The organism is Streptomyces sp. AHU1 (assembly GCF_045343905.1).
Taxonomy (GTDB): domain Bacteria; phylum Actinomycetota; class Actinomycetes; order Streptomycetales; family Streptomycetaceae; genus Streptomyces; species Streptomyces triticiradicis.
On sequence record NZ_CP174283.1, the window covers coordinates 2,822,826 to 2,843,137 of the forward strand.

Here is a 20,312-nt window from a genome sequence, read left to right on the forward strand (position 1 = left end):
AATGTGCTCCGGGTGTCCGGTTCCGCCCCCGCCGGGGTCAGACCACCGTCACGGGGTCCGGGTGAACACCGCCACCGTGCGGGCCGGGACGGTGAACGAGCCCGTGTCCTTCGCGTAGGACGAGGACTTGACGACGGAGTCCGCGCCCGCCGCCTGCACCGGGTGCAGCTCGTACCCGGTACCGGCCAGGGAACCGACGGTCTGCTCCTGCTTCTCCGGGGTCGCGTTGAAGACGATCACCAGGTCGCCGAGGCGGGCGGTGATCACTCCGGGGGTCTCGTCCTTGCCCGACAGCGGGAAGGAGAGCTGCGACTGCACCTGGGCGGCCGTGGAGAGCGAGAAGACCTTCTCGCCCGTACGGATCCGCTGCAGGTCCTGGAAGGCGGCCGAGGCGCCGTCGATCTGCTCGCAGCCCACCTTGACGGAGGTCAGCAACGGCTTGGCGAACGGCCACTTCGAGGTGTTGTCGGCGGCCATCGGCAGCCCGCGCCCGAAGCCGTTGCCGTCCTGGCAGTTCCAGTGGATCGCGTTGAACCAGTCGCCGCTGTCGAAGGAGTTGCGGTCCAGCGACTTGGAGCGCAGCAGGTCGGAGCCGGCCTGGGAGAGGGACGGACCCTGCGAGAGGGTGGCCGTCGCCATCGCCAGGACCTGCATCCGGGCCCGGTCGGCGGCGCTCGTCGTCGCGGGCAGCTTGTACGTCAGCGCGTCGTACAGCGACTCGTTGTCGTGCGCGTCGGCGTAGGCGAGCGCGTCGCCGGGCGCGGCGGCGTAGCCCGCGGGCTGGCCGTTGTAGTCGACCTCGGAGCCCTTGACCTCCTTGCCGTTCGTGTCGGTGAAGCGGTAGGCCGCCAGGTCGCCGGACAGGCCGACCTTGATGAGGTCCTGGTAATGCAGCAGGCGGGCCTTCTGCTCGGCCGGGGTGCCGTTGGCGGTGGAGGAGTTGGGGTCGGTGTACAGGCCCGAGCCGAAGCCCTGGACCCCGGGGTCGGAGTCGAAGGGGCCTCCGCCGCGGACGGCGTCACGGGCGCGGTCGGAGAAGGTCGCGATGCCCGTCCCGGCCATGTTCTTCTGGGTGGCCTGGACGAAGCGGGCGTCGTCGGCGACCTCGCCGAAGTTCCAGCCCTCGCCGTACAGGACGATCTTCTTGCCGTCGACGCCGTCCTTGGCGACGGTGAGCGCGTCGAGGGCCTTGCGGACCGCGAGGATGTTGGCCTTGGGCTGGTGTCCCATGAGGTCGAAGCGGAAGCCGTCGACCTTGTACTCCTTGGCCCAGGTGACGATCGAGTCGACGACCAGCTTGCCCATCATGGCGTTCTCGGTCGCCGTGTTGGAGCAGCAGGTGGAGTTGGCGACGCTGCCGTCGGCCAGGAGCCGCTGGTAGTAGCCGGGGACGACCTTGTCGAGGACGCTGGTGTCGGCCTGGCCGCTGGCGGCGGTGTGGTTGTAGACCACGTCCATGACGACCCTGAGGCCGTCCTCGTTCAGCGACTTGACCATCTTGCGGAACTCGACCGTACGGCCGGTGCCCTCGGGGTCGGTGGCGTAGGAGCCCTCGGGGACCGTGTAGTGGTACGGGTCGTAGCCCCAGTTGTAGGCGTCCTTGGCGGCGGTCTTCGCCACGCACTCCTGCTGCTTCTCGGAGTCGGCGGCGTAGGAGGCCAGGTCGCAGTCGGTGCTCTGCCGGTCCGCCTTCTTCTCGGGGATGGTGGCGATGTCGAACGCGGGCAGCAGGTGCACGTACGAGGTGCCGGACCTGGCCAGCGCCTTCAGGTGCTTGGAGCCGTCGCTGTTCTTGTCGGTGAAGGCGAGGTAGGTGCCCTGGTCCTTCACGGGGACGGTCCTGTCCGCCACCGAGAAGTCACGGATGTGCAGTTCCTGGATCTGCGCGTCCTTCAGCGGGACGGCCTTGGGCTTCTTGAGCGCCGACCAGCCCGACGGGGCGAGGGACTTGGCGTCCAGGTCGACGACCAGGCTGCGCTTCGAGTCGGTGGTCAGGGCCACCGAGTACGGGTCGGTCACCTTGTTGGTGACGACCTTCCGGACGCTCGGGGCCCACACCTTCACGGCGTAGCGGTAGGGCTTGCCCGTCCAGGACTTCTTGCCGGTGACGGACCAGACGCCGGTGGCGGAGTCGCGCTTCATGGCGACGGTGGAGCCGTCGAGGTCGAGGCTCACCGACTGGGCGGTCGGGGCCCACACCGAGAGGGTGGGGACTCCCTTGTGGAAGACCGGTCCGAGGTTCGCCTTCGTCGCGTCGTACAGGTCGTCGAGGGCTCCGGCGATCTGCACGCCGGTCGCCGCGAGCACGGCGCCGTTCGCGGCCCGCTGCGAGGCGACGAGCTGGCCGCCGAGCGCGGAGCGCACCCGGTCGCGGTCGCGCGGGTCGACCGACCAGGCGGTGTACGCCTTCAGGTGGGGGAACTTCGCCTTCTGGGCGTCGGTGAGGGTGGTCTTCTCCAGCCGCAGCCAGCGCTCGTCGTCGCTGGTCAGCCCGCCGTCCTTGACGGCGATCGAGCCGTCGCGGGAGGAGAGGAGCTGGGTGGAGACGGCGGCCTCGGAGCCGTTCCAGGCGACCGTGTACCGGTCGATCCAGATCGCCTTGGAGGTGGTCAGGTCGAGCGCGGCCGCGCTGCCCTTGGGCTGCGGCAGCAGGTACTTCTCCTGGCCGCCGAGCAGCCACACCTCGTGGCCGTTGGCCGTGAGGTCCAGGGACTGGTCGGTGGGCAGGTCCTTGTCGTCGCCCTTGTGGATGATGTAGCTGAGGCTGCCGGCGCCCTCGGCGAGCGGTACCTCGAAGACGGCGCCGTAGGCGTCGGTGCGCACCGGCTCCAGGGGCTTCGTCCAGTCCGTGGGCGTCGCGGCCCCGGTCCAGGTGTGCAGGCCCCAGCCGGTGTAGTCGCTGTCGGCGCGGTGGTAGTGGATGACCGCCTTGGTCTTGTCCTGGGCGGGCAGGTCGGGCTGCTCGGTGAGGACGGTGTCCTTGCCCTGCTCGACCCAGACCTCGCCGGTCTTGGTGACGTCGATCGTGCGGTCGCTCGCGACGTCCTTGTTGCCGTCCTTGTCGATGACCAGGAAGCCGACACCGGAGGCGCCCGGCTTCAGCTTCACGTAGGCGAAGGCGCCGTAGGCGTCCCGGCCGATGAAGTCGTGGCCGGCCGGCCAGGTCGTGCCCTCGCCGTCGGCGATGTCGCCCCAGGCGTACAGGCGCCAGTCGGTGTAGTCGCCGTCGGTGCGCTTGTAGTGGACGACCGCGTAGTCGCGCGAGGAGGCCGTCGGGACCTCCGCGGCGGGCGCGCTGCCGGTGGTGGACTGGGCCGTCGCGCTCGCGGTGCGTCCGGCCGAGTCGACGACGACGGCCTTGTAGCGCAGGGCGGTTCCGGCCGGCACGTCCTTGCCGATGACCTGGGTGACCTTGTACGGGGCGTGGTCGGCGGAGCCGAGGGTGCGCCATGTGCCGTTGCCGGTCTGGGCGGCGAAGACGACCCGGTCGAGCTGTCCGCCGGTGACGTCCGCCGACAGTTCGACGGTGCCGGTGGCGCCCGCGGCGGGGGCCTTCAGCGTCAGCGTGGGCTTGGTCGCGGGGGCGGCGAGCCTGCCCGCGGCCTTGAGGACGATCGCCGAACCGGCCGGGACCGTGACGGTGACCTTCTTGTCCGCGTCGCTCTTCACCGAGGCCGACGTTCCGTATACGGCCCGGAAGTCCATGCCGGCCGAACCGGTCGCGAACGTGGCCGACTTCGCCTCGTCGGCGTTGTTCACGGCGACGACGTACTCGGTGCCGGTCTTCGCGTCCGTGCGGGAGAAGGCGTACACGCCCGCGCCGTCGGCGGCGTAGCGCTCGGTCTGGACGCCGTCGGTGAGGGCCGGGTTGTCCTTGCGGAGCTTGGACAGGGCGCTGATGGTCTTGTACAGCGGCGCGTTCGTGTCGTAGGCGTCGCTCGCGGCCGTGCGGTCGGTGCCGATCTCGTCGTCGTCGAGGTAGTCCGCGATCTTGGAGGCGAACATCGGCTGGCGGGCGTCCTTGTCGCCGCCGGAGCCGGTGAAGCCCTGCTCGTCGCCGTAGTAGACGACGGGGTTGCCGCGGCCGAGGAACATCAGCTCGTTGGCGAGCTTGTCCTTCTTCAGCAGCTCGGCGTCGCTCGCCTTGGGGTTGTCCTGGTCCAGGAAGTACCCGATGCGGCCCATGTCGTGGTTGCCGAGGAAGGTGACCTGCTCGTAGGCGTTGGCCTTGTCGGTCGTGTACTTGTAGTCGTCCGCGTACAGGGCGGAGAGCTTCTGCGCGCTGCCGCCCTGGGAGGCGTACGAGCGGGCCGCGTCCTGGAACGGGAAGTCGAGCGTGGCGTCGAGCCGGCCCTGGGTGACGTACGGCGAGGTGATCGAGGTGTCGGCGGAGTAGACCTCGCCGAACATGAAGAAGTTCTTGCGTCCGTGCTGGGCCGCGTACGCGTCGAGGGCGGTCGCCCACTGCGTCCAGAACTCCATGTTCACGTGCTTGACGGTGTCGATCCGGAAGCCGTCGATGCCGAAGTCCCGGACCCACCGCTCGTAGATCTTCTCCATGCCGCTGACGACCTCGGGACGCTCGGTCCACAGGTCGTCGAGGCCGGAGAAGTCGCCGTAGGTGGTGGACTCGCCGGCGTAGGTGGAGTCACCGCGGTTGGTGTACATGGTCGTGTCGTTGAGCCACGACGGGACCTTGACGTCCTTCTTCGCGGCGGGAACCACCGGCGTGCGGGGGAAGGACCCGGTGCCCACGGACGGGAAGCCCTTGGTGCCGTCCGCGTAGTCCGCGTCGTCGAAGGGCCGGCCGTCCTTGGTCAGGTACGGGAAGGCGCCCTTGGAGAGGTAGCCGTAGGACTTCTCCTTGTAGTCGACGACGTCGGCGGTGTGGTTGGTGATGACGTCGAAGAAGACCTTCATGCCCTTGGCGTGGGCCTTGGAGATCAGGGTCTCCAGGTCCTTGTTGGTGCCGAAGTGCGGGTCGACCTTGGTGAAGTCGGTGATCCAGTAGCCGTGGTAGGCGGCCGAGGCGTCCTTGCCGGTGCCCTGGACGGGCTGGTTCTTGAAGATCGGCGCCATCCAGATGGCGGTGGTGCCGAGGCCCTTGATGTAGTCGAGCCGCTTCGTCAGGCCCTTGAGGTCGCCGCCCTGGTAGAAGCCCTTGTCGGTGGGGTCGTAGCCCGTCGACAGCCGGGAGCCGGTCAGTCCGCCCTTGTCGTTGGACGTGTCGCCATTGGCGAAACGATCCGGCATGACGAAGTAGAACTGGTCACGGGTGGAGTCGTGCCGGGACGGCTCGGCGGCGAGCTTCGCGTCCGACGGCGGTGCGGGCGGGGTCTGGGCCCGCGCCACAAGGGGTTGCGCAAGCGATACGGCCAGTGCGGCGGCGAGGACGGCTGCACGCAGCCTGGGGCGGCTGGTGCGGCCCGCCGGCCCTCTCGGTATCAGGTCCACAGTCGTGAACTCCTAGCGATTACGGCGTACTCGGGTCCGACCCCGCGCAGCGTTTCGGCCACGATGCCGAACGCCCGCGTGACCGTATCGCTCACGCAAGGTTTACAGCAAGAGTCTTGCAACGTGCGGAAAGGCTTTTCAGCAGCTGGACTTGCCCGCGTAGATCGCGAGTGCCGTGTTGGCGCCCAGCGTCGCCGTGAACTGGCCCGAGCTGTTGACCGTGATGCTCGTGTTGTTCTGGACGTTGCAGTACGTTCCCGCGGCGAGGGAGGTGCTGTACGTCCGGCTCAGCGACGAGGACTCGTGGTTGATGGCCACGAAGCCCTTGCTGCCCCGGCCGAAGGCGATGGCGTCGTTACCGTTGTCCCACCAGTTAGAAAGCGCTTGCCCCCGGGTGGCGTTACGGAAGGCGACCATCGACTTGATCTCCGGCCAGGCGTGCTGACACTTCCAGCCGTCCTGCCAACAGGCGTTGACAGTACCGCCGTTGGGCGGTCCGGCGTCGATGTTCGACCACTCGTAGGCCGAGTTGATGTCGGGGGCGCCGTAGGGGTAGGCGAGCATGAAGACGTTGGCGAGGGTGTAGTTCGCCCCGTCCTTGTAGTTGAGCGTCGAGCCGTTGCGCTCGGTGTCGTGGTTGTCGACGAAGACGGCCGCGACCGAGTTGCTCATGTAGCCCCAGCCCTCGCCGTAGTTCTTCAGGTAGGCGAGGTTCTCGTTGTTGAAGACCCGCTTGAGGTCGTAGGCGTAGCGGAACTCCTGGACGTCGCCGTTGCCGGTGTACTCGGTGGGCTGGACGGCCTCGCCCGCGCCGTAGATGGCCTCCTGCTTCCAGTAGACGGACGGGTTGCTCAGCCGGGACTTGATGTTGGCGAGGTCGGCGGCCGGCATGTGCTTGGCCGCGTCGATCCGGAAGCCGTCGACGCCGTAGCCGAGCAGGGTGTTCATGTAGCCGGCGATGGCCGACCGGACGTAGTCCTCGCCGGTGTCCAGGTCGGCGAGGCCGACAAGTTCGCAGTTCTGGACGTTGGCACGGTTGGTGTAGTCGCTGATGCTGGAGGTGCAGTTGTCCATGTCGGCGGACGAGTAGAGCCCCGGGTAGTTGTACTTCGTGTACGAAGAGCCTCCCGTTCCGGTGCCGGAACCGGCCGCCATGTGGTTGATGACCGTGTCCGCCACGACCTTCACACCGGCCGCGTGGCAGGTGTTGACCATGTTCTTGAAGGCGGTGGCGTCGCCGAGCCGTCCGGCGATCCTGTAGCTCACGGGCTGGTACGAGGTCCACCACTGCGAGCCCTGTATGTGCTCGGCGGGCGGGGACACCTGGACGTAGCCGTAACCGGCGGGGCCCAGCGTGTTGGTGCATTCCTTGGCGACCGAGTCGAATTTCCACTCGAACATGACGGCGGTGACGTCCTTGGTGCCGGGCGGCGAGGCCGCCGCCGTACCGGGGGGAACGGCCACCGTGACCGCCAGGCCCGCCACGAGGGCGAACGAGGCCGCAAGCTTCTTACGTGCCATGTGTGTACTCCTGCACTACGTCGTGCGGGTGGGGGGATCGGAACGTACCGCTTGCAATCATGTTTCAGCAAGATGTCGTAAGAACTTTCAACTTCCTTATTGACGCGCCCTCTTGGGCGGTCCCACGCTCCACATGGGTCAGCTCCGCACCGTTCCTATGGACTGAGCGGGAGTGAGTCCTGTTGCCAGAACCCATGCTCAGCCGAACACCCCGGACGGTGCTGGGCGTTCTGGTCACCCGCGTTCGCTCCACGTCCGGGCGGCACGGATCGTGTCCGTGGTCCGGGGATGCGGGGGCGGCCCGCGGCCGGAGGCCGCTGATGAACAGCGCCTCACGCCCCGGGGCTGCCGGTCGGGCCTGGACGGTCCGATGCCCGTGCCCATCACGCTGGTGGGTACGGGGTGGTGCCGTCCGACGCCGGACCGGATGCCCCAGGGCGCGCCTTCCGATGGCCACGGCGGCAGCGTCGTGGCGGGTGGTGGTGCGTTTGCTGTTGGTAAGGGGTTTTTGCCAGTGCTGGGCGCCCCACTTGCTGGTGTAGGCAGGGTCGACCGCCACCAGCGGAATACCGAGTTCGGCGGCCATGGACACCAGTCGGGCGCGGAGCCGGGCGACGGGCATGCCGGAGATCGGCTTGCGGAAGTGTTTGCGGCGGCCATGCTTCTCGCGCGTCGTTTCCGCGGTGAAGTCGAGATCTTCGACGGCGATGGCCAACTGATAGCGCCGGGCCCAGTGGAGCAGGCGGGTCAGTGCGTGGCGCACCTGGGCATCACGGTGCTCGGAGGTGCCGGACAGGATGTAGTCGAAGCGGCGCGGGGCGCCGACCGGATTGCCGTGCGCGTCCAGCCGCCAGGCCGCCGTGGGGGAGGTCCGCGTCGGTGTCCACACCGATCACCCCACCGGCCCGGACGGCGGCCAGGGGCACGGTCTGGGCGGGTGGGATGCTCCATGAGGCGGTCAGATACCAGCGTCGGCGGCCAGTGTCCTCGTGGATGCGGTAGGCCACCGCCCGGTTCGCTTCGATGCGGTCCCGCCACGTCTCACCCCGGTGCGCGAACGCGACGCGGGTGGTGAGGACGTAGCGGCCGTGCGGAGCGTTGGCGAGATGGGCGAGCGGGGCCGGGAGCTTGATGCTGACCTGGCCGTCGGGGCTGATCCGGATGGTCTCGTTGCCGTACCGCTTCCCGGACTCCCCGTCCGCCTGCAGGAACCGGCGCGACGCCTCCCACCGCCCACGCCACACCTCCTCCGTAAGTTGCGCCTGGTCCAGGTGATGGCGAGTGTTGAGCAGCTGCTTCCCGCCCCGCACCACCCGCACTCGCCCGGCCGTCCAGTCCGCCCGAGCCCGCTCCAGCCGGTCCTCCAACACCCGCAGGCGACGCGTCTTGGCATGCCACTCCCACCTGCTGCGATAACCACCCGAAGCCCGCTTCGAACCCTTCTCCCCGAGCGGAAGCGACAGCCGATGTCGGATCGTGTCCACCCCGGCCTCTAGCTACCGGATGTGCGCCAGTTGGCCGCGCCGGGCCAACGCCCACTGATCATGCGTGGCCTTCGTCAACGACCCCGCCCACCGCGACGACGACAACCCGGTCAGCTCCCGCTTCCGCGCCGCCCACGCCTCGTTGTCGTGCTCCGGACCGACCGCGCATCGTGCCTTCAGATCCCGCGCGGCGAGCGAACCGAGATGATCGCCGACCAGCCGCAGGACCCTCTCGTCATGGGCGGTCAGGCCCTTGAGCCGGTCCCGGACCGCCACACCCGACAGACCGGGCACCACGAACGACGCCCCCACCGACCGCAGATCACCCACGCCATCACCCCCAGCCCCACCCGGCCCGAACGACCCGTCACCCCGCCCAATGACCACCATCCACAGAGGTCACGCATTCGAGATGGGAACCTCTGTTCCCTCCGGGGTCCTGTACAGGCGGAAGCCGTCCGCACTCACTCACACGTGCCAGAACACGCTTACGTGCAGTCAACAGTTGCCGGCCCCTGCTGGGGCCGACCAGCCATCGTGCCGAAGTCGACGTCGTTCACGCACAAGTACATCAAAAAGGACGCGTCGGGCACGGTGACCTGGGAATCCGGTGACAACCGCTCGTACACGACCGGCTCGGGCACCGGGTACTCCGTGAGCGACATCTGGAAGTAGGGCTCCGGGAACAAAAAGGCCCGCGCGGAAGCGGAGCTCCGGTGGTCAGGACCGGAGGACCGCTTCCGCGCGGGTCGTCTCACGCGCGGGTCAGGTCACGCGTGGGTCAGACGGCCCACCACACGGTGGTGTCGGCGGGCAGCTCGGCCTGGCCGTCCTGCGACAGGCTCACCTCGCCGCTGGCGACGAGCACCCGGCCGTACGCGGGCACGGTCACGGCCTTGGCGCCGGTGTTCGCGGTGCAGACGAAGTCGCCGCGGCGGAAGGCGAGCACGCCCTCCGGGGCGGTCAGCCAGGTGACGGAGTCGCCCGCGCCGAGGTCGGCGCGCTCACGCCGGACGGCGAGCGCGTCGCGGTACAGCTCCAGGGTGGAGCCGGCCACACCGGTCTGCGCCTCGACGCTCAGCTCGGCCCACTCGGCCGGCTGCGGCAGCCAGCTGCCGCCGTCGCCGAAGCCGTAGGACGAGCCGGCGCGGGTCCACGGGATCGGCACCCGGCAGCCGTCGCGGAAGCCGTCCTGTCCGGCACCCCGGAAGTAGGCCGGGTCCTGGCGCACCTCGTCCGGCAGGTCGACGACGTCGGGCAGGCCGAGCTCCTCGCCCTGGTACACGTAGGCGGAGCCGGGCAGGGCCAGCATCAGCAGGCTCGCCGCGCGGGCCCGGCGCAGTCCCAGCTCCCGGTCGCCCGCGGTGCGGATCTGGGTGCCGAGGCCGGCCTCGTTGGCGAACCGGGTGGCGTGCCGGGTCACGTCGTGGTTGGACAGCACCCAGGTGGAGGGGGCGCCGACCGGGCGCATCGCGTCGAGCGTGCGGTCGATCACCGCGCGCAGCTCGGCCGCGTCCCAGTGGGAGCCCAGGTACTGGAAGTTGAAGGCCTGGTGCAGCTCGTCGGGGCGCACGTAGTTCGCGGTGCGCTCGACGGTGGGCGTCCACGCCTCGGCGACGAAGATGCGCTCGCCCGAGTACTCGTCGAGGATCGTGCGCCACTGCCGGTAGATCTCGTGCACGCCGTCCTGGTCGAAGAACGGCATGACATCGTTGCCCAGCAGTTTGAGCTGATCGCGGTCGCCGAGGTCCGGCAGGCCCTCCGCCTTGACCATGCCGTGCGCGACGTCGATGCGGAACCCGTCGACGCCCATGTCCAGCCAGAACCGCAGGATCGAGCGGAACTCGTCGCCGACGGCCGGGTGCTCCCAGTTGAAGTCGGGCTGCTCGGGGGCGAAGAGGTGCAGGTACCACTCGCCGGCGGTGCCGTCGGGCTCGGTGACCCGGGTCCAGGCCGGGCCGCCGAAGATGGACTCCCAGTCGTTGGGCGGCAGCTCGCCGTTCTCGCCCTTGCCGGGACGGAAGTGGTAGCGGTCGCGCAGGTCGGAGCCGGGGCCCTCGCGCAGCGCGCGCTTGAACCACTCGTGCTGGTCGGAGGAGTGGTTGGGCACGAGGTCGACGATGATCCGCAGCCCGAGACCGTGGGCGTCGCGGATCAGGGCGTCGGCGTCCAGCAGGTTGCCGAACATCGGGTCGACGGCCCGGTAGTCCGCCACGTCGTAGCCGGCGTCGGCCTGCGGCGAGGCGTAGAAGGGGCTGAGCCACACGGCGTCCACGCCGAGGTCGCGCAGGTACGGGAGTCGGGAGCGTACGCCCTCCAGGTCGCCCATGCCGTCGCCGTTGCTGTCGGCGAAGCTGCGCGGATAGACCTGGTAGATCACCGCGTCGCGCCACCAGTCGCGATGCGCGGCGACTGTGGCGAGAACGGAGTTCGGGGCCTGGTCGGCGGAGTGCTGGCTCATGGCGTCCTTGATGCGATGGGGGTCCCCGCGTCCGGGCGCGGCCGGTCGTGGGGAGGAATTCGGCTGTGGGGGCAGACCCTGCTCGCGCGGGGCGGGAGCGTGGGGCGGTAGGTGTGGCGAGGCGGGGGATGAGGCGGCCGCGGTACCGGCGGGGTCGGATGGGCACCGCGGCCGCCACCCGCGCGCGTCGAGCACGCGGGAGTCTGGGGCGTTACGGGGGGGGTCCCCACGGATCAGCCCTTGGTTCCGCCCGCGGTGAGTCCGGTCACCAGGTTCTTCTGCACGAGGTAGAAGAAGGCGGAGACGGGTATCGCGACCAGCACGGCGGTGGCCGCCATCAGGTTGCGCTGGGAGTCGTACTGGCTGACGAAGCTCTGGAGTCCGACGGCGAAGGTGTACTTCGAGTCGTCCAGCATGAACGTCGAGGCGAAGGCGACCTCACCGAACGCGGTGATGAAATTGTAGAACGCGGCCACCGCGAGACCCGGCTTGGCGAGCGGCAGGATCAGCCGGAAGAAGGTGCCGAAGGGGGTCAGTCCGTCGACCCGGCCGGCCTCGTCGATCTCGAACGGGATGGTGTCGAAGTAACCCTTGAGCAGCCAGGCGCTGTAGGGCACCGCCGTCGAGCAGTAGACGAGGATCAGGCCGAAGTAGGTGTCGATGAGCTGCAGGTCCGAGAGGATCTGGTACATCGGCACGATCAGTACGGCGATCGGGAACATCTGGGTGACCAGCAGGACCCACATGAACTTCTTGTAGCCGGGGAAGCGCATGCGCGAGACCGCGTAGCCGGTGGTGGCCGCGACCATCACGCCGATGACCGTGGTGCCGAACGACACGATGAGCGAGCTCTTCATCCACGCGAAGAAGTTCGTGTGCTGGAGCACGTAGGAGTAGTTGTCGAACGTCATCGTGTTCCAGATGCGTCCGGGGTGCAGGTAGTCGTCCGTGTCCGGTCCGAGGGACAGGAAGAACAGCCAGGCGATCGGGAACAGCGCGGCCAGGCTCGCGACGGTCAGGATGCCGTGCGAGGCGAGCGAGCCGGCGAGGCTGCGCTTTCCGCGCCCCCGCGCCGGGCGGGTCGGCTCCTCGGACCTGGTGGCCTGGTCGGCCGGAGGCGTCTGCAGTGTGGTGGTACTCATGGAGACTCCCGCCTCAGATCGCGAGCTGCTGGTCATTGCGGTTCAGCCAGCGGCGGTAGAAGGAGGTGAAGACGATCAGGATGGCCAGCAGCAGCATGCCGTAGGCCGCCGACTGGGCGAAGTCACGCGGCTGCTGTCCGAAGCCGAGGTAGTAGGCCCAGGTGACGAGGATCTGCGCGTCCGGGGCGGTGTTGCCGAACAGCAGGAAGATCACGGCGAACTGGTTGAAGGTCCAGATGATGCCGAGGAGCACGACGGTGGAGCTGACCGACCTGAGACCCGGCAGGGTCACGAAGCGGAACTGCTGCCACTTGTTCGCGCCGTCCATCTCGGCGGCCTCGTACAGCGTCGCGTCGATGGACTGGAGTCCGCCGAGCAGCGAGACCATCATGAACGGGACACCGCACCAGGTGTTGACCATGATGGCGGCGAAGCGCTGCCAGAAGGTGTCCTCGAGCCACAGGGGCGAGGGCAGGTGCACCGCGTCGAGCATGGAGTTGATGATGCCGCCGTCGGCGAGCATGAAGCGCCAGCCGAAGACGGTGACGAAGGTCGGCACGGCCCAGGGCAGCACCAGGATCAGCCGGTAGAACGTACGGCCGCGCAGCTTCTGGTTGAGCAGCAGCGCGAGGCCCAGACCGATGCAGTAGTGCAGGGCGACGCACAGGGCGGTCCAGACGATGGTCCAGATGAAGTGCGACCAGAAGCGGTCGTACGACGTCGGGCCCCACAGGATGTCCTTGTAGTTGTCCAGCCCGATGAACTTGTAGGTGGCGTCGATGTGGTTGACGCCGATCGTGCGAGCCGAGTTGAGGCTGTTGGCGTCCGTGAGCGTCAGATAGAAGCCCCGTACCAGGGGATAGAGCACCAGTCCGCCGAGCACGACGACGACCGGGGCGATCATCGCGTACGCGTACCAGTACTTCTGGTAGGAGTGCTTGAGACGCTGCATTCGACCGGGACGCGGTGCTCGGTCACCGCGGCTCTTACCGGTCGCACGATCGATGGCGACTGTCATGGTTCGACACCTTCTGCAAGATCAGGGTTTGGGCGCACACAGCCGGTGGCCGCCGGGTCCGTCCCCCGGTTTCTCGGGGCCCTCGGCCCGACCGAGGTCGGGCCGAGGAGGATCCGGCGGCCACACGGGCTCACTTGCTGAAGTCCGGCACCAGCTTGGCGATGGCCAGCTCGACGTTGCTCAGACCCTTGTCCAGGGACTCCTTGCCACCCGCGATCTTGGGCAGCTCGGTGTCGAGCGGGCCCCACAGCGAGCTGTACTCGGGCAGCGCCGGGCGCGGCTGGGCGGCGGCGAGGACCGTGCCGTAGCCGGCGATGCCCGGGTCGGCCTTGACGGCGTCGGTGTAGGCGTCGTCACGCGTCGGCAGCGTGGAGTTCTTCAGGGCGATGGTGGCCTGGGACTTCGCCGAGGTCATGAAGTTCACGAACTTCAGCGAGGCGGCCTGGTGGGCCTTGTCCGAGCCGGCGTAGACCGAGAGGTTGTGACCGCCGGTCGGGGCGCCCGCCTTGCCGGTGGAGCCGGCCGGGACGGTGGCGATGCCGAGGTTGGCCTTGTCCGAGAACGCCGAACCCTTGTAGAAGTTCGTGATCTCCCAGGGGCCCTGGACGATCGCGGCGACCTTGCCGTTGACGAACGCGTCCTGGATGTGGGCGTAGGCGTCGGCGGTGGTGTCGGCCTTGTGCAGGCCCTTGCCGTCGAAGAGGCCCAGCCAGGTGCCGTACGCCTTCTTCGCGGCGGCCGAGTTCACCGTGATCTTCTTGGCGGAGGCGTCGACGGTGTCGGTGCCCTCGCCGTAGAGGAAGTTCTGCGCGTAGTAGGCCTGGGTCGAGCCCCAGTAGCCGTCGACGCCGGTCTTCTTCTTGATCGTGGCGGCGGCGGTCTTCAGGTCGGCCCAGGTCTTCGGGGCCTCGGCGATGCCGGCCTTCTTGAACAGCGCCTTGTTGTAGACGAGCGCCAGGGTGTCCGTGACGAACGGCACACCGTAGGTCTTGCCGTCGTACTTGGCCTGCTCGATCAGGTTCGACTTGAACTTGGCCTGGTCCTTGAGGGCCTCGGTGCCGTCGAGCGGAAGGAAGTAGCCCTTCTTCGCGAAGGCCGGGGTCCAGCCGACCTCGGAGCGCAGGATGTCCGGGGCGCCGGAGGCACCGGCGGCCGTGTCGAACTTGTTCTGCGCCTGGGCGAAGGGCACGTTGACGTACTTGACCTTGACGTTCTTGTTGGCGGCCTCGAACTCCTTGATCAAGGCCTGGTACGTCGGCGCCTCATTGGTGGCGTTGGACGTGTCCCACCACGTGATGGTGACCGGCCCACTGGCCTTGTCGCTGCTGTCACTGCCGCTGCCGCCGCAGGCCGTCGCCGCGAGGGCGAAAGACGCCACCAGCGCACTGGCCGCTATGCCACGCCGCATGAGTTCTCCTTGAGGGTGAAAGCCCGAGTAGGTGGGAAACCGGTCCCGCCCGGTTCCCTTGCCGACTTGCCGACTGCGCCGTTGCGTCCGCCGGGCGACTGGAACGTAACAGCCATGTAAGCGGTGCGAAAGACCTTGCAGCAAAAAAGTGAAAGAGATGACGACAGTTACGCGCCCGTGACCTCGCGGCGGCCGTCCCGCAACCCTGCTGGCAGGCCGTTCAGCAGACATGCGGACGTCTGTGCAAGACTCTGCAAGCACTTGCCGCGCGCGTCGCGTATCGGGATCATCGACCGTCAGCGCCTTGCAGGAGCCACCCCTTCCCGCGCGGCGTGCGCACGGGACACCGAGCCGACCAGAACACGAGGGAGCGCGATGACGCAGCAGCCCGCAGCGGCCCGATCGAACGCCCGCACACGGCGTCTGGTTGGTGGGCAGGGCGAGATACGGCCGGTACAGTCCAATCCTGTGACCACACGGCTTGCCGACATCGCAGCCCAGGCGGGGGTCAGTGAGGCGACTGTCAGTCGCGTCCTGAACGGGAAGCCGGGCGTCGCCGCGACCACGCGCCAGGCTGTCCTGGCCGCTCTCGATGTACTGGGCTACGAACGCCCGGTGCGTCTGCGCCAGCGCAGCGAGGGCCTGGTGGGCCTCATAACCCCCGAGCTGGACAACCCGATATTCCCTGCTCTCACGCAGGTCATCGGGCAGGCCCTGACGCGCCAGGGCTACACCCCCATCCTCGCGACCCAGACTCCCGGCGGCTCCACCGAGGACGAGCTGACCGAGATGCTGGTCGACCGCGGGGTCGCCGGCATCATCTTCGTCTCCGGACTGCACGCCGACACCTCGGCCGACATGCAGCGCTACGAGCAACTGCGCGGCCGCGGTGTCCCCTTCGTCCTGGTCGACGGCTTCTCGCCGAAGGTGCAGGCGCCGTTCATCTCGCCGGACGACCGTGCGGCGATGGCGCTGGCGGTCACCCACCTCGCTTCTCTCGGGCACATCAACATCGGGCTCGCCCTCGGGCCCAAGCGGTTCGTGCCGGTGCAGCGCAAGATCGAGGGCTTCGTGCGCGCGGTGCAGGAGCAGTTCGGCCTGAACCCCGCGGACGTCGAGCAGCGACTGATCCAGCACTCCCTGTACACGCTGGAGGGCGGCCAGGCCGCCGCGAGCGCCCTCATGGACCGCGGCTGCACGGCGATCGTCTGCGCCAGCGACATGATGGCGCTCGGCGCGATACGGGCGGCACGCCAGCGCGGCCTGGAAGTGCCCACGGACATCTCGGTCGTGGGATTCGACGACTCCGCGCTGATCGCCTTCACCGACCCGCCGCTCACGACGGTCCGCAAGCCGGTGCCGGCGATGGGCCAGGCCGCGGTGCGCACGCTGCTGGAGGAGATCGGCGGGACGCCCGCGCCGCACAGCGAGTTCGTGTTCATGCCCGAACTCGTGGTGCGCGGTTCGACCGCTTCCGCCCCCGGGGACCGAAATCGTCCCTGAGCAGGACGACGAAGAGGACGAAGCACACCCACAGGCGTAGAAAGTGCGGCCGGGACCCGACCCGGGGATCATCGGTGGGGGAAGCCTTTTCTGGCAGACTCTGTGCCTATGGGTGATACGACCGTGTCGTCACTGGAAGGCCGCCAGGCCACTCCACGGCCCGTCGCGGAGGGGAAGGCGGGTAACGCGCTCCTGCGCCGCATGCGGACCCCGCGTCGTCCCCGCCTCTGGTTCGAGGTCCTGCTCATCGCCGTGAGTTACTGGACCTATTCGCTGATCCGCAACGCCGTGCCGGAGCAGCGGCACGAGGCCCTCCGCAACGCGGACTGGATCTGGCGGACGGAGCACCACCTCGGTTTCGCCGTGGAGGAGTCGGTCAACCACGCGGTGAACCACGTCGGGTGGCTGATCATCGGGATGAACTACTACTACGCGACCCTGCACTTCGTGGTGACGCTGAGTGTTCTGGTCTGGCTGTACCGCTGTCATCCCGGCCGCTACGCGGCGGCCCGTCTCGTTCTCTTCGCCACCACGGTGGTGGCCCTCGTCGGCTATTACTTCTTCCCACTCGCGCCACCCCGTCTGATGACCGGCAACACCTTCGTCGACACGGTCATGGTCCACCAGACCTGGGGCTCGATGGCCTCGGGCGATCTCAAGCACATGTCGAACCAGTACGCCGCGATGCCGTCCATGCACATCGGCTGGGCCCTGTGGTGCGGGCTGACCCTCTTCGCGCTGGCCAGGACGCCCTGGGCGCGGATCCTCGGCGTCCTGTACCCGGTGGCCACCCTCGTGGTCATCGTCGCCACCGCCAACCACTTCTGGCTGGACGCGGTGGGCGGCCTGCTCTGCCTCGCCTTCGGCTTCCTCGTGGCGCGCCTGTGGTACGGCGCGCTGCCGTACACGCTGCCGCAGTGGGTTCCGGGGACGCGCGGGACACCGGTCCTGCCGGTCAAGACCTGAACCGGGCGAGGCCCCGGACCGGGTGGAAGCCCGATCCGGGTGAGGCCCCGACCGACGCCCGGCGTCACGCTCGGTGACCGTCGGGCGTCCGCTCACGCCCCGTAGAACAGTTCGTCCACCACGGCCCGGGCCCGCCGGGTGGTGCGCCGGTAGTCGTCGAGCATGTCTCCGACGTGTCCCGGGTCGTACCCCAGATAGCGGCCCACGGCGGCCAGCTCACGCCCGTCGGAGGGGAAGGTGTCGCCGGCCCTGCCCCGTACGAGCATCACGGCGTTGCGCACCCGGGTGGCCAGCACCCAGGCCTCGTCCAGGGTCGCCGCGTCCTCCGTGGACAGCAGCTCCGCCGCGCGCGCCGCCGCCAGCGCCTCGCGGGTCCGGGTCGTCCTGAGGCCCGGCTCGGCCCAGCCGTGCCGCAGCTGCATCAGCTGGACCGTCCACTCCACGTCGGAGAGACCGCCGCGCCCCAGTTTGGTGTGCAGGGTCGGGTCGGCGCCGCGCGGCAGCCGCTCCGACTCCATCCGGGCCTTCAGCCGCCGGATCTCCCGGACGGCCTCCTCGCCCAGCCCCTCCGCGGGGTACCTGAGCGGATCGACCAGCTCGACGAACCGGCTCCCGAGCTCGGCGTCCCCGGCCACGACCTCGGCCCGCAGCAGCGCCTGCGACTCCCACACCAGCGACCAGCGCCGGTAGTACGCCTCGTACGACTTCAGTGTCCGTACGAGGGGCCCGGACTTCCCCTCGGGCCGCAGGTCCGCGTCGATCAGCAGCGGCGGATCCGTGCTGGGGATCTGCAGCAGCCGCCGCATCTCCGAGACCACGGCGTTCGCGGCCCGCGCCGCCTCCTGCTCGTCCACGCCCTCGCGGGGTTCGTGCACGAAGAGCACGTCCGCGTCGGAGCCGTAGCCGAGCTCGTGGCCTCCGAAACGGCCCATCCCGATCACCGCGAACCGGGTGGGCAGGGTGTCGCCCCAGCCGTCCCGCACCACGGCCCGCAGGGTGCCCGCGAGCGTCGCCGCCGTCAGGTCCGAGACCGCTCCGCCGACGAGGTCGACCAGCGCCCCCTGATCGGCGACGGCCGGTGTCTCCTCGGTCCCGTAGCTGGCGACGATGTCCGTCGCGGCGATGCGGAACAGCTCCCGGCGCCGGACACCGCGCGCGACGGTCACGGCCTGCTCGCCGCCGTCGGCCCGCCGCACCGCGGCGAGGATCTCCTGCTCCAGGTGGACCCGTCCGCGCGGTTCGAGGCCGCCGCTCTCCCCGTCGCCCAGCAGCGCCACCGCCTCCGGCGCCCGCATCAGCAGGTCGGGGGCGAGCCGGCCCGCGGAGAGCACCCGGGCGAGGTTCTCGGCGGCGGCGCCCTCGTCCCTGAGCAGCCGCAGGTACCAGGGGGTCCTGCCCAGCGCGTCCGACACCTTGCGGAAGTTGAGCAGACCGGCGTCGGGGTCCGCGGAGTCCGCGAACCAGCCGAGCAGCACGGGGAGCAGGGTCCGCTGGATGGCGGCCTTGCGGCTGACGCCGGAGGCCAGCGCCTCCAGGTGGCGCATGGCGGCCGCCGGATCGGCGTACCCGAGTGCGACGAGGCGTTCCCTGGCCGCGTCCGGGCTCAGCCTGCTCTCGCCCGGGGCGAGCTGGGCGACGGCGTCGAGCAGCGGCCGGTAGAACAGCTTCTCGTGCAGCCGCCGCACCATGGCCGTGTGCCGCTTCCACTCCCGGTTCAGTTCGGCCGCCGGGTCGGCGCGCAGCCCGAGCGACCGCCCGATCCGCCGCAGATCGGCCTCGTCCCGCGGCACCAGATGGGTGCGCCGCAGCCGGAAGAGCTGGATGCGGTGCTCCATCGACCGCAGGAAGCGGTAGGCGTCGTCGAGCTGCACGGCGTCGGCGCGCCCCACGTACCCGCCCGCGGCGAGCGCCTTCAGGGCGTCCAGGGTGGTACCGCTGCGCAGGGTCGTGTCGGCCCGGCCGTGCACCAACTGCAGGAGCTGTACGGCGAACTCGACGTCCCGCAGTCCGCCGGGACCGAGCTTCAGCTCCCGTTCGATCTCGGCGGCCGGGATGTTCTCCACGACCCGGCGCCGCATCTTCTGCACGTCGGCGACGAAGTTCTCCCGCTCGGCGGCCTGCCACACCAGCGGGGCGAGGGTGGCCACGTACTCCTCGCCCAGTTCCAGGTCCCCGGCCACCGGGCGGGCCTTGAGCAGCGCCTGGAACTCCCAGGTCTTGGCCCACCGCTGGTAGTAGGCGAGATGGCTGCTGAGCGTCCGCACCAGGGGGCCGTTGCGGCCCTCGGGGCGCAGGTTGGCGTCGACCGGCCAGATGCTGCCCTCGACGGTCGTCTCCGAGCAGATCCGCATCATGTGGGAGGCGAGCCGGGTGGCCGCCTGCACGGCCTTCCCCTCGTCGGCCCCTTCGGCGCTCTCCCCGACGAAGATCACGTCGACGTCGGACACGTAGTTCAGCTCGTGTCCCCCGCACTTGCCCATCGCGATGACGGCGAGCCGGCACAGCGCGGCGTCGTCGGGCGCGGCGGCGCCGGCGATGGCGAGCGCGGCGCGCAGGGTCGCGGTGGCGAGGTCGGCGAGTTCGGCGGCGGTCTGGGCGAGGTCGGTGGTGCCGCACACGTCGCGCGCGGCGATGGAGAGCAGGCAGCGGCGGTAGGCGACGCGCAGCGAGACGGGGTCCGTCGCGTCCGCCAGCCCCCGTTCGAACTCCTCGACCCCGGGGTGCAGGTCCCGCGCCTCGTAGGTGACGAGGGCCTGCCAGTCGTGCGGGTGCCGGGCGAGGTGGTCGCCGAGCGCGGCGGAGGCTCCGAGCACCCCGAGCAGCCGGTCCCGCAGCGGTTTGGCCGCGATCAGCGTGTCGAGGAGTTCCCGCTGGGCCGGCGGGCCGTCCTGGGCCTCGACGAGCCGGACGAGTCCGATCAGGGCGAGGTCGGGGTCGGCGGTGGCGCCCAGCGCGTCCAGGAGGACCGGGTCGGACCGCACGGGAGCCAGTTCGGCCCCCTCCAGGAGCCGCTCGGCCGCCGACGGATCGGTGAAGCCGTGCCGCAGCAGCCGTGTGAAGGTACTGCTCCTGCGCCCCGGCGCCGTCATCCCGGCCTCCCGTCGATCGATGCCACAGGCCCGGTCCCGTCCCGCACGCCGGTCCGATCAAGGCCGTACGCGCCCGAGCCTAACCTCCGTTCGCACGGTAGCGCCCCGCACCGACGTCCGTGCGAGGCGCTGGAGAGACGGCGCAGAGACGGCGGAAAGGGCGGGGAGGCAGCAGTTCATCCGATCTTCACCCCTCGGGTTGAGGGATGTGCGCCCGGGGAATGTTGGCGTGCGCATGCTCTGTCCGCACCGCCACCGTCGCCTCT

General features: G+C 69.5%; 10 protein-coding genes and 1 pseudogene. 3 read left to right on the plus strand and 8 right to left on the minus strand.

Translation table 11 applies throughout. The features are described from left to right. Window positions 1–48: 48 nt before the first annotated feature. The 3 genes and pseudogenes from pulA to ACICHK_RS12845 all read right to left on the minus strand — a co-directional run bounded on the left by pulA (window position 49) and on the right by ACICHK_RS12845 (window position 8,789). Window positions 49–5,448 (minus strand): pullulanase-type alpha-1,6-glucosidase, encoded by a 5,400-nt coding sequence (pulA, locus tag ACICHK_RS12835; RefSeq protein WP_406841210.1) that lies wholly within the window; start codon window positions 5,446–5,448, stop codon window positions 49–51. Window positions 5,449–5,592: 144 nt separating this feature from the next. Then, on the minus strand, window positions 5,593–6,975 hold the full coding sequence (locus tag ACICHK_RS12840) for an alpha-amylase (RefSeq protein ID WP_406836989.1): 1,383 nt from the start codon (window positions 6,973–6,975) through the stop codon (window positions 5,593–5,595). A gap of 155 nt (window positions 6,976–7,130) precedes the next feature. Further along, window positions 7,131–8,789: pseudogene (locus ACICHK_RS12845) on the minus strand (IS200/IS605 family accessory protein TnpB-related protein). Window positions 8,790–8,951: 162 nt separating this feature from the next. Between ACICHK_RS12845 and ACICHK_RS12850 the strand changes: the two are divergent. Next, complete coding sequence (locus ACICHK_RS12850; RefSeq protein WP_406836990.1) at window positions 8,952–9,134, plus strand: carbohydrate-binding module family 20 domain-containing protein; 183 nt, start codon at window positions 8,952–8,954, stop codon at window positions 9,132–9,134. Window positions 9,135–9,240: 106 nt separating this feature from the next. On the opposite strand, the gene ACICHK_RS12855 is transcribed toward ACICHK_RS12850, so the two are convergent. The 4 genes from ACICHK_RS12855 to ACICHK_RS12870 all read right to left on the minus strand — a co-directional run bounded on the left by ACICHK_RS12855 (window position 9,241) and on the right by ACICHK_RS12870 (window position 14,488). After that, the gene (locus ACICHK_RS12855) at window positions 9,241–10,920 is read right to left on the minus strand and encodes a glycoside hydrolase family 13 protein (RefSeq protein WP_406836991.1); all 1,680 of its coding nucleotides are present in this window, start codon (window positions 10,918–10,920) and stop codon (window positions 9,241–9,243) included. 233 nt (window positions 10,921–11,153) lie between these two features. Then, window positions 11,154–12,062, minus strand: a complete 909-nt coding sequence (locus ACICHK_RS12860; protein ID WP_151473266.1) for a sugar ABC transporter permease — start codon at window positions 12,060–12,062, stop codon at window positions 11,154–11,156. A 13-nt stretch (window positions 12,063–12,075) separates the two neighbouring features. Continuing rightward, the gene (locus ACICHK_RS12865; protein WP_151473265.1) at window positions 12,076–13,080 is read right to left on the minus strand and encodes a carbohydrate ABC transporter permease; all 1,005 of its coding nucleotides are present in this window, start codon (window positions 13,078–13,080) and stop codon (window positions 12,076–12,078) included. 130 nt (window positions 13,081–13,210) lie between these two features. After that, the gene (locus tag ACICHK_RS12870) at window positions 13,211–14,488 is read right to left on the minus strand and encodes an extracellular solute-binding protein (protein ID WP_406836992.1); all 1,278 of its coding nucleotides are present in this window, start codon (window positions 14,486–14,488) and stop codon (window positions 13,211–13,213) included. Between the two features lie 468 nt (window positions 14,489–14,956). Between ACICHK_RS12870 and ACICHK_RS12875 the strand changes: the two genes are divergently transcribed. Both ACICHK_RS12875 and ACICHK_RS12880 read left to right on the plus strand, forming a co-directional pair. Continuing rightward, a complete protein-coding gene (locus ACICHK_RS12875) occupies window positions 14,957–15,991 on the plus strand; it encodes a LacI family DNA-binding transcriptional regulator (RefSeq protein ID WP_151473263.1) in 1,035 nt (344 codons plus the stop codon). A 108-nt stretch (window positions 15,992–16,099) separates the two neighbouring features. Further along, complete coding sequence (locus tag ACICHK_RS12880) at window positions 16,100–16,957, plus strand: phosphatase PAP2 family protein (protein WP_151473262.1); 858 nt, start codon at window positions 16,100–16,102, stop codon at window positions 16,955–16,957. A 92-nt stretch (window positions 16,958–17,049) separates the two neighbouring features. On the opposite strand, the gene ACICHK_RS12885 is transcribed toward ACICHK_RS12880, so the two are convergent. After that, entirely contained in the window at window positions 17,050–20,046 is a 2,997-nt protein-coding gene (locus tag ACICHK_RS12885; protein ID WP_406836993.1) for a bifunctional [glutamine synthetase] adenylyltransferase/[glutamine synthetase]-adenylyl-L-tyrosine phosphorylase, read from the minus strand. Between the last annotated feature and the right edge of the window lie 266 nt (window positions 20,047–20,312).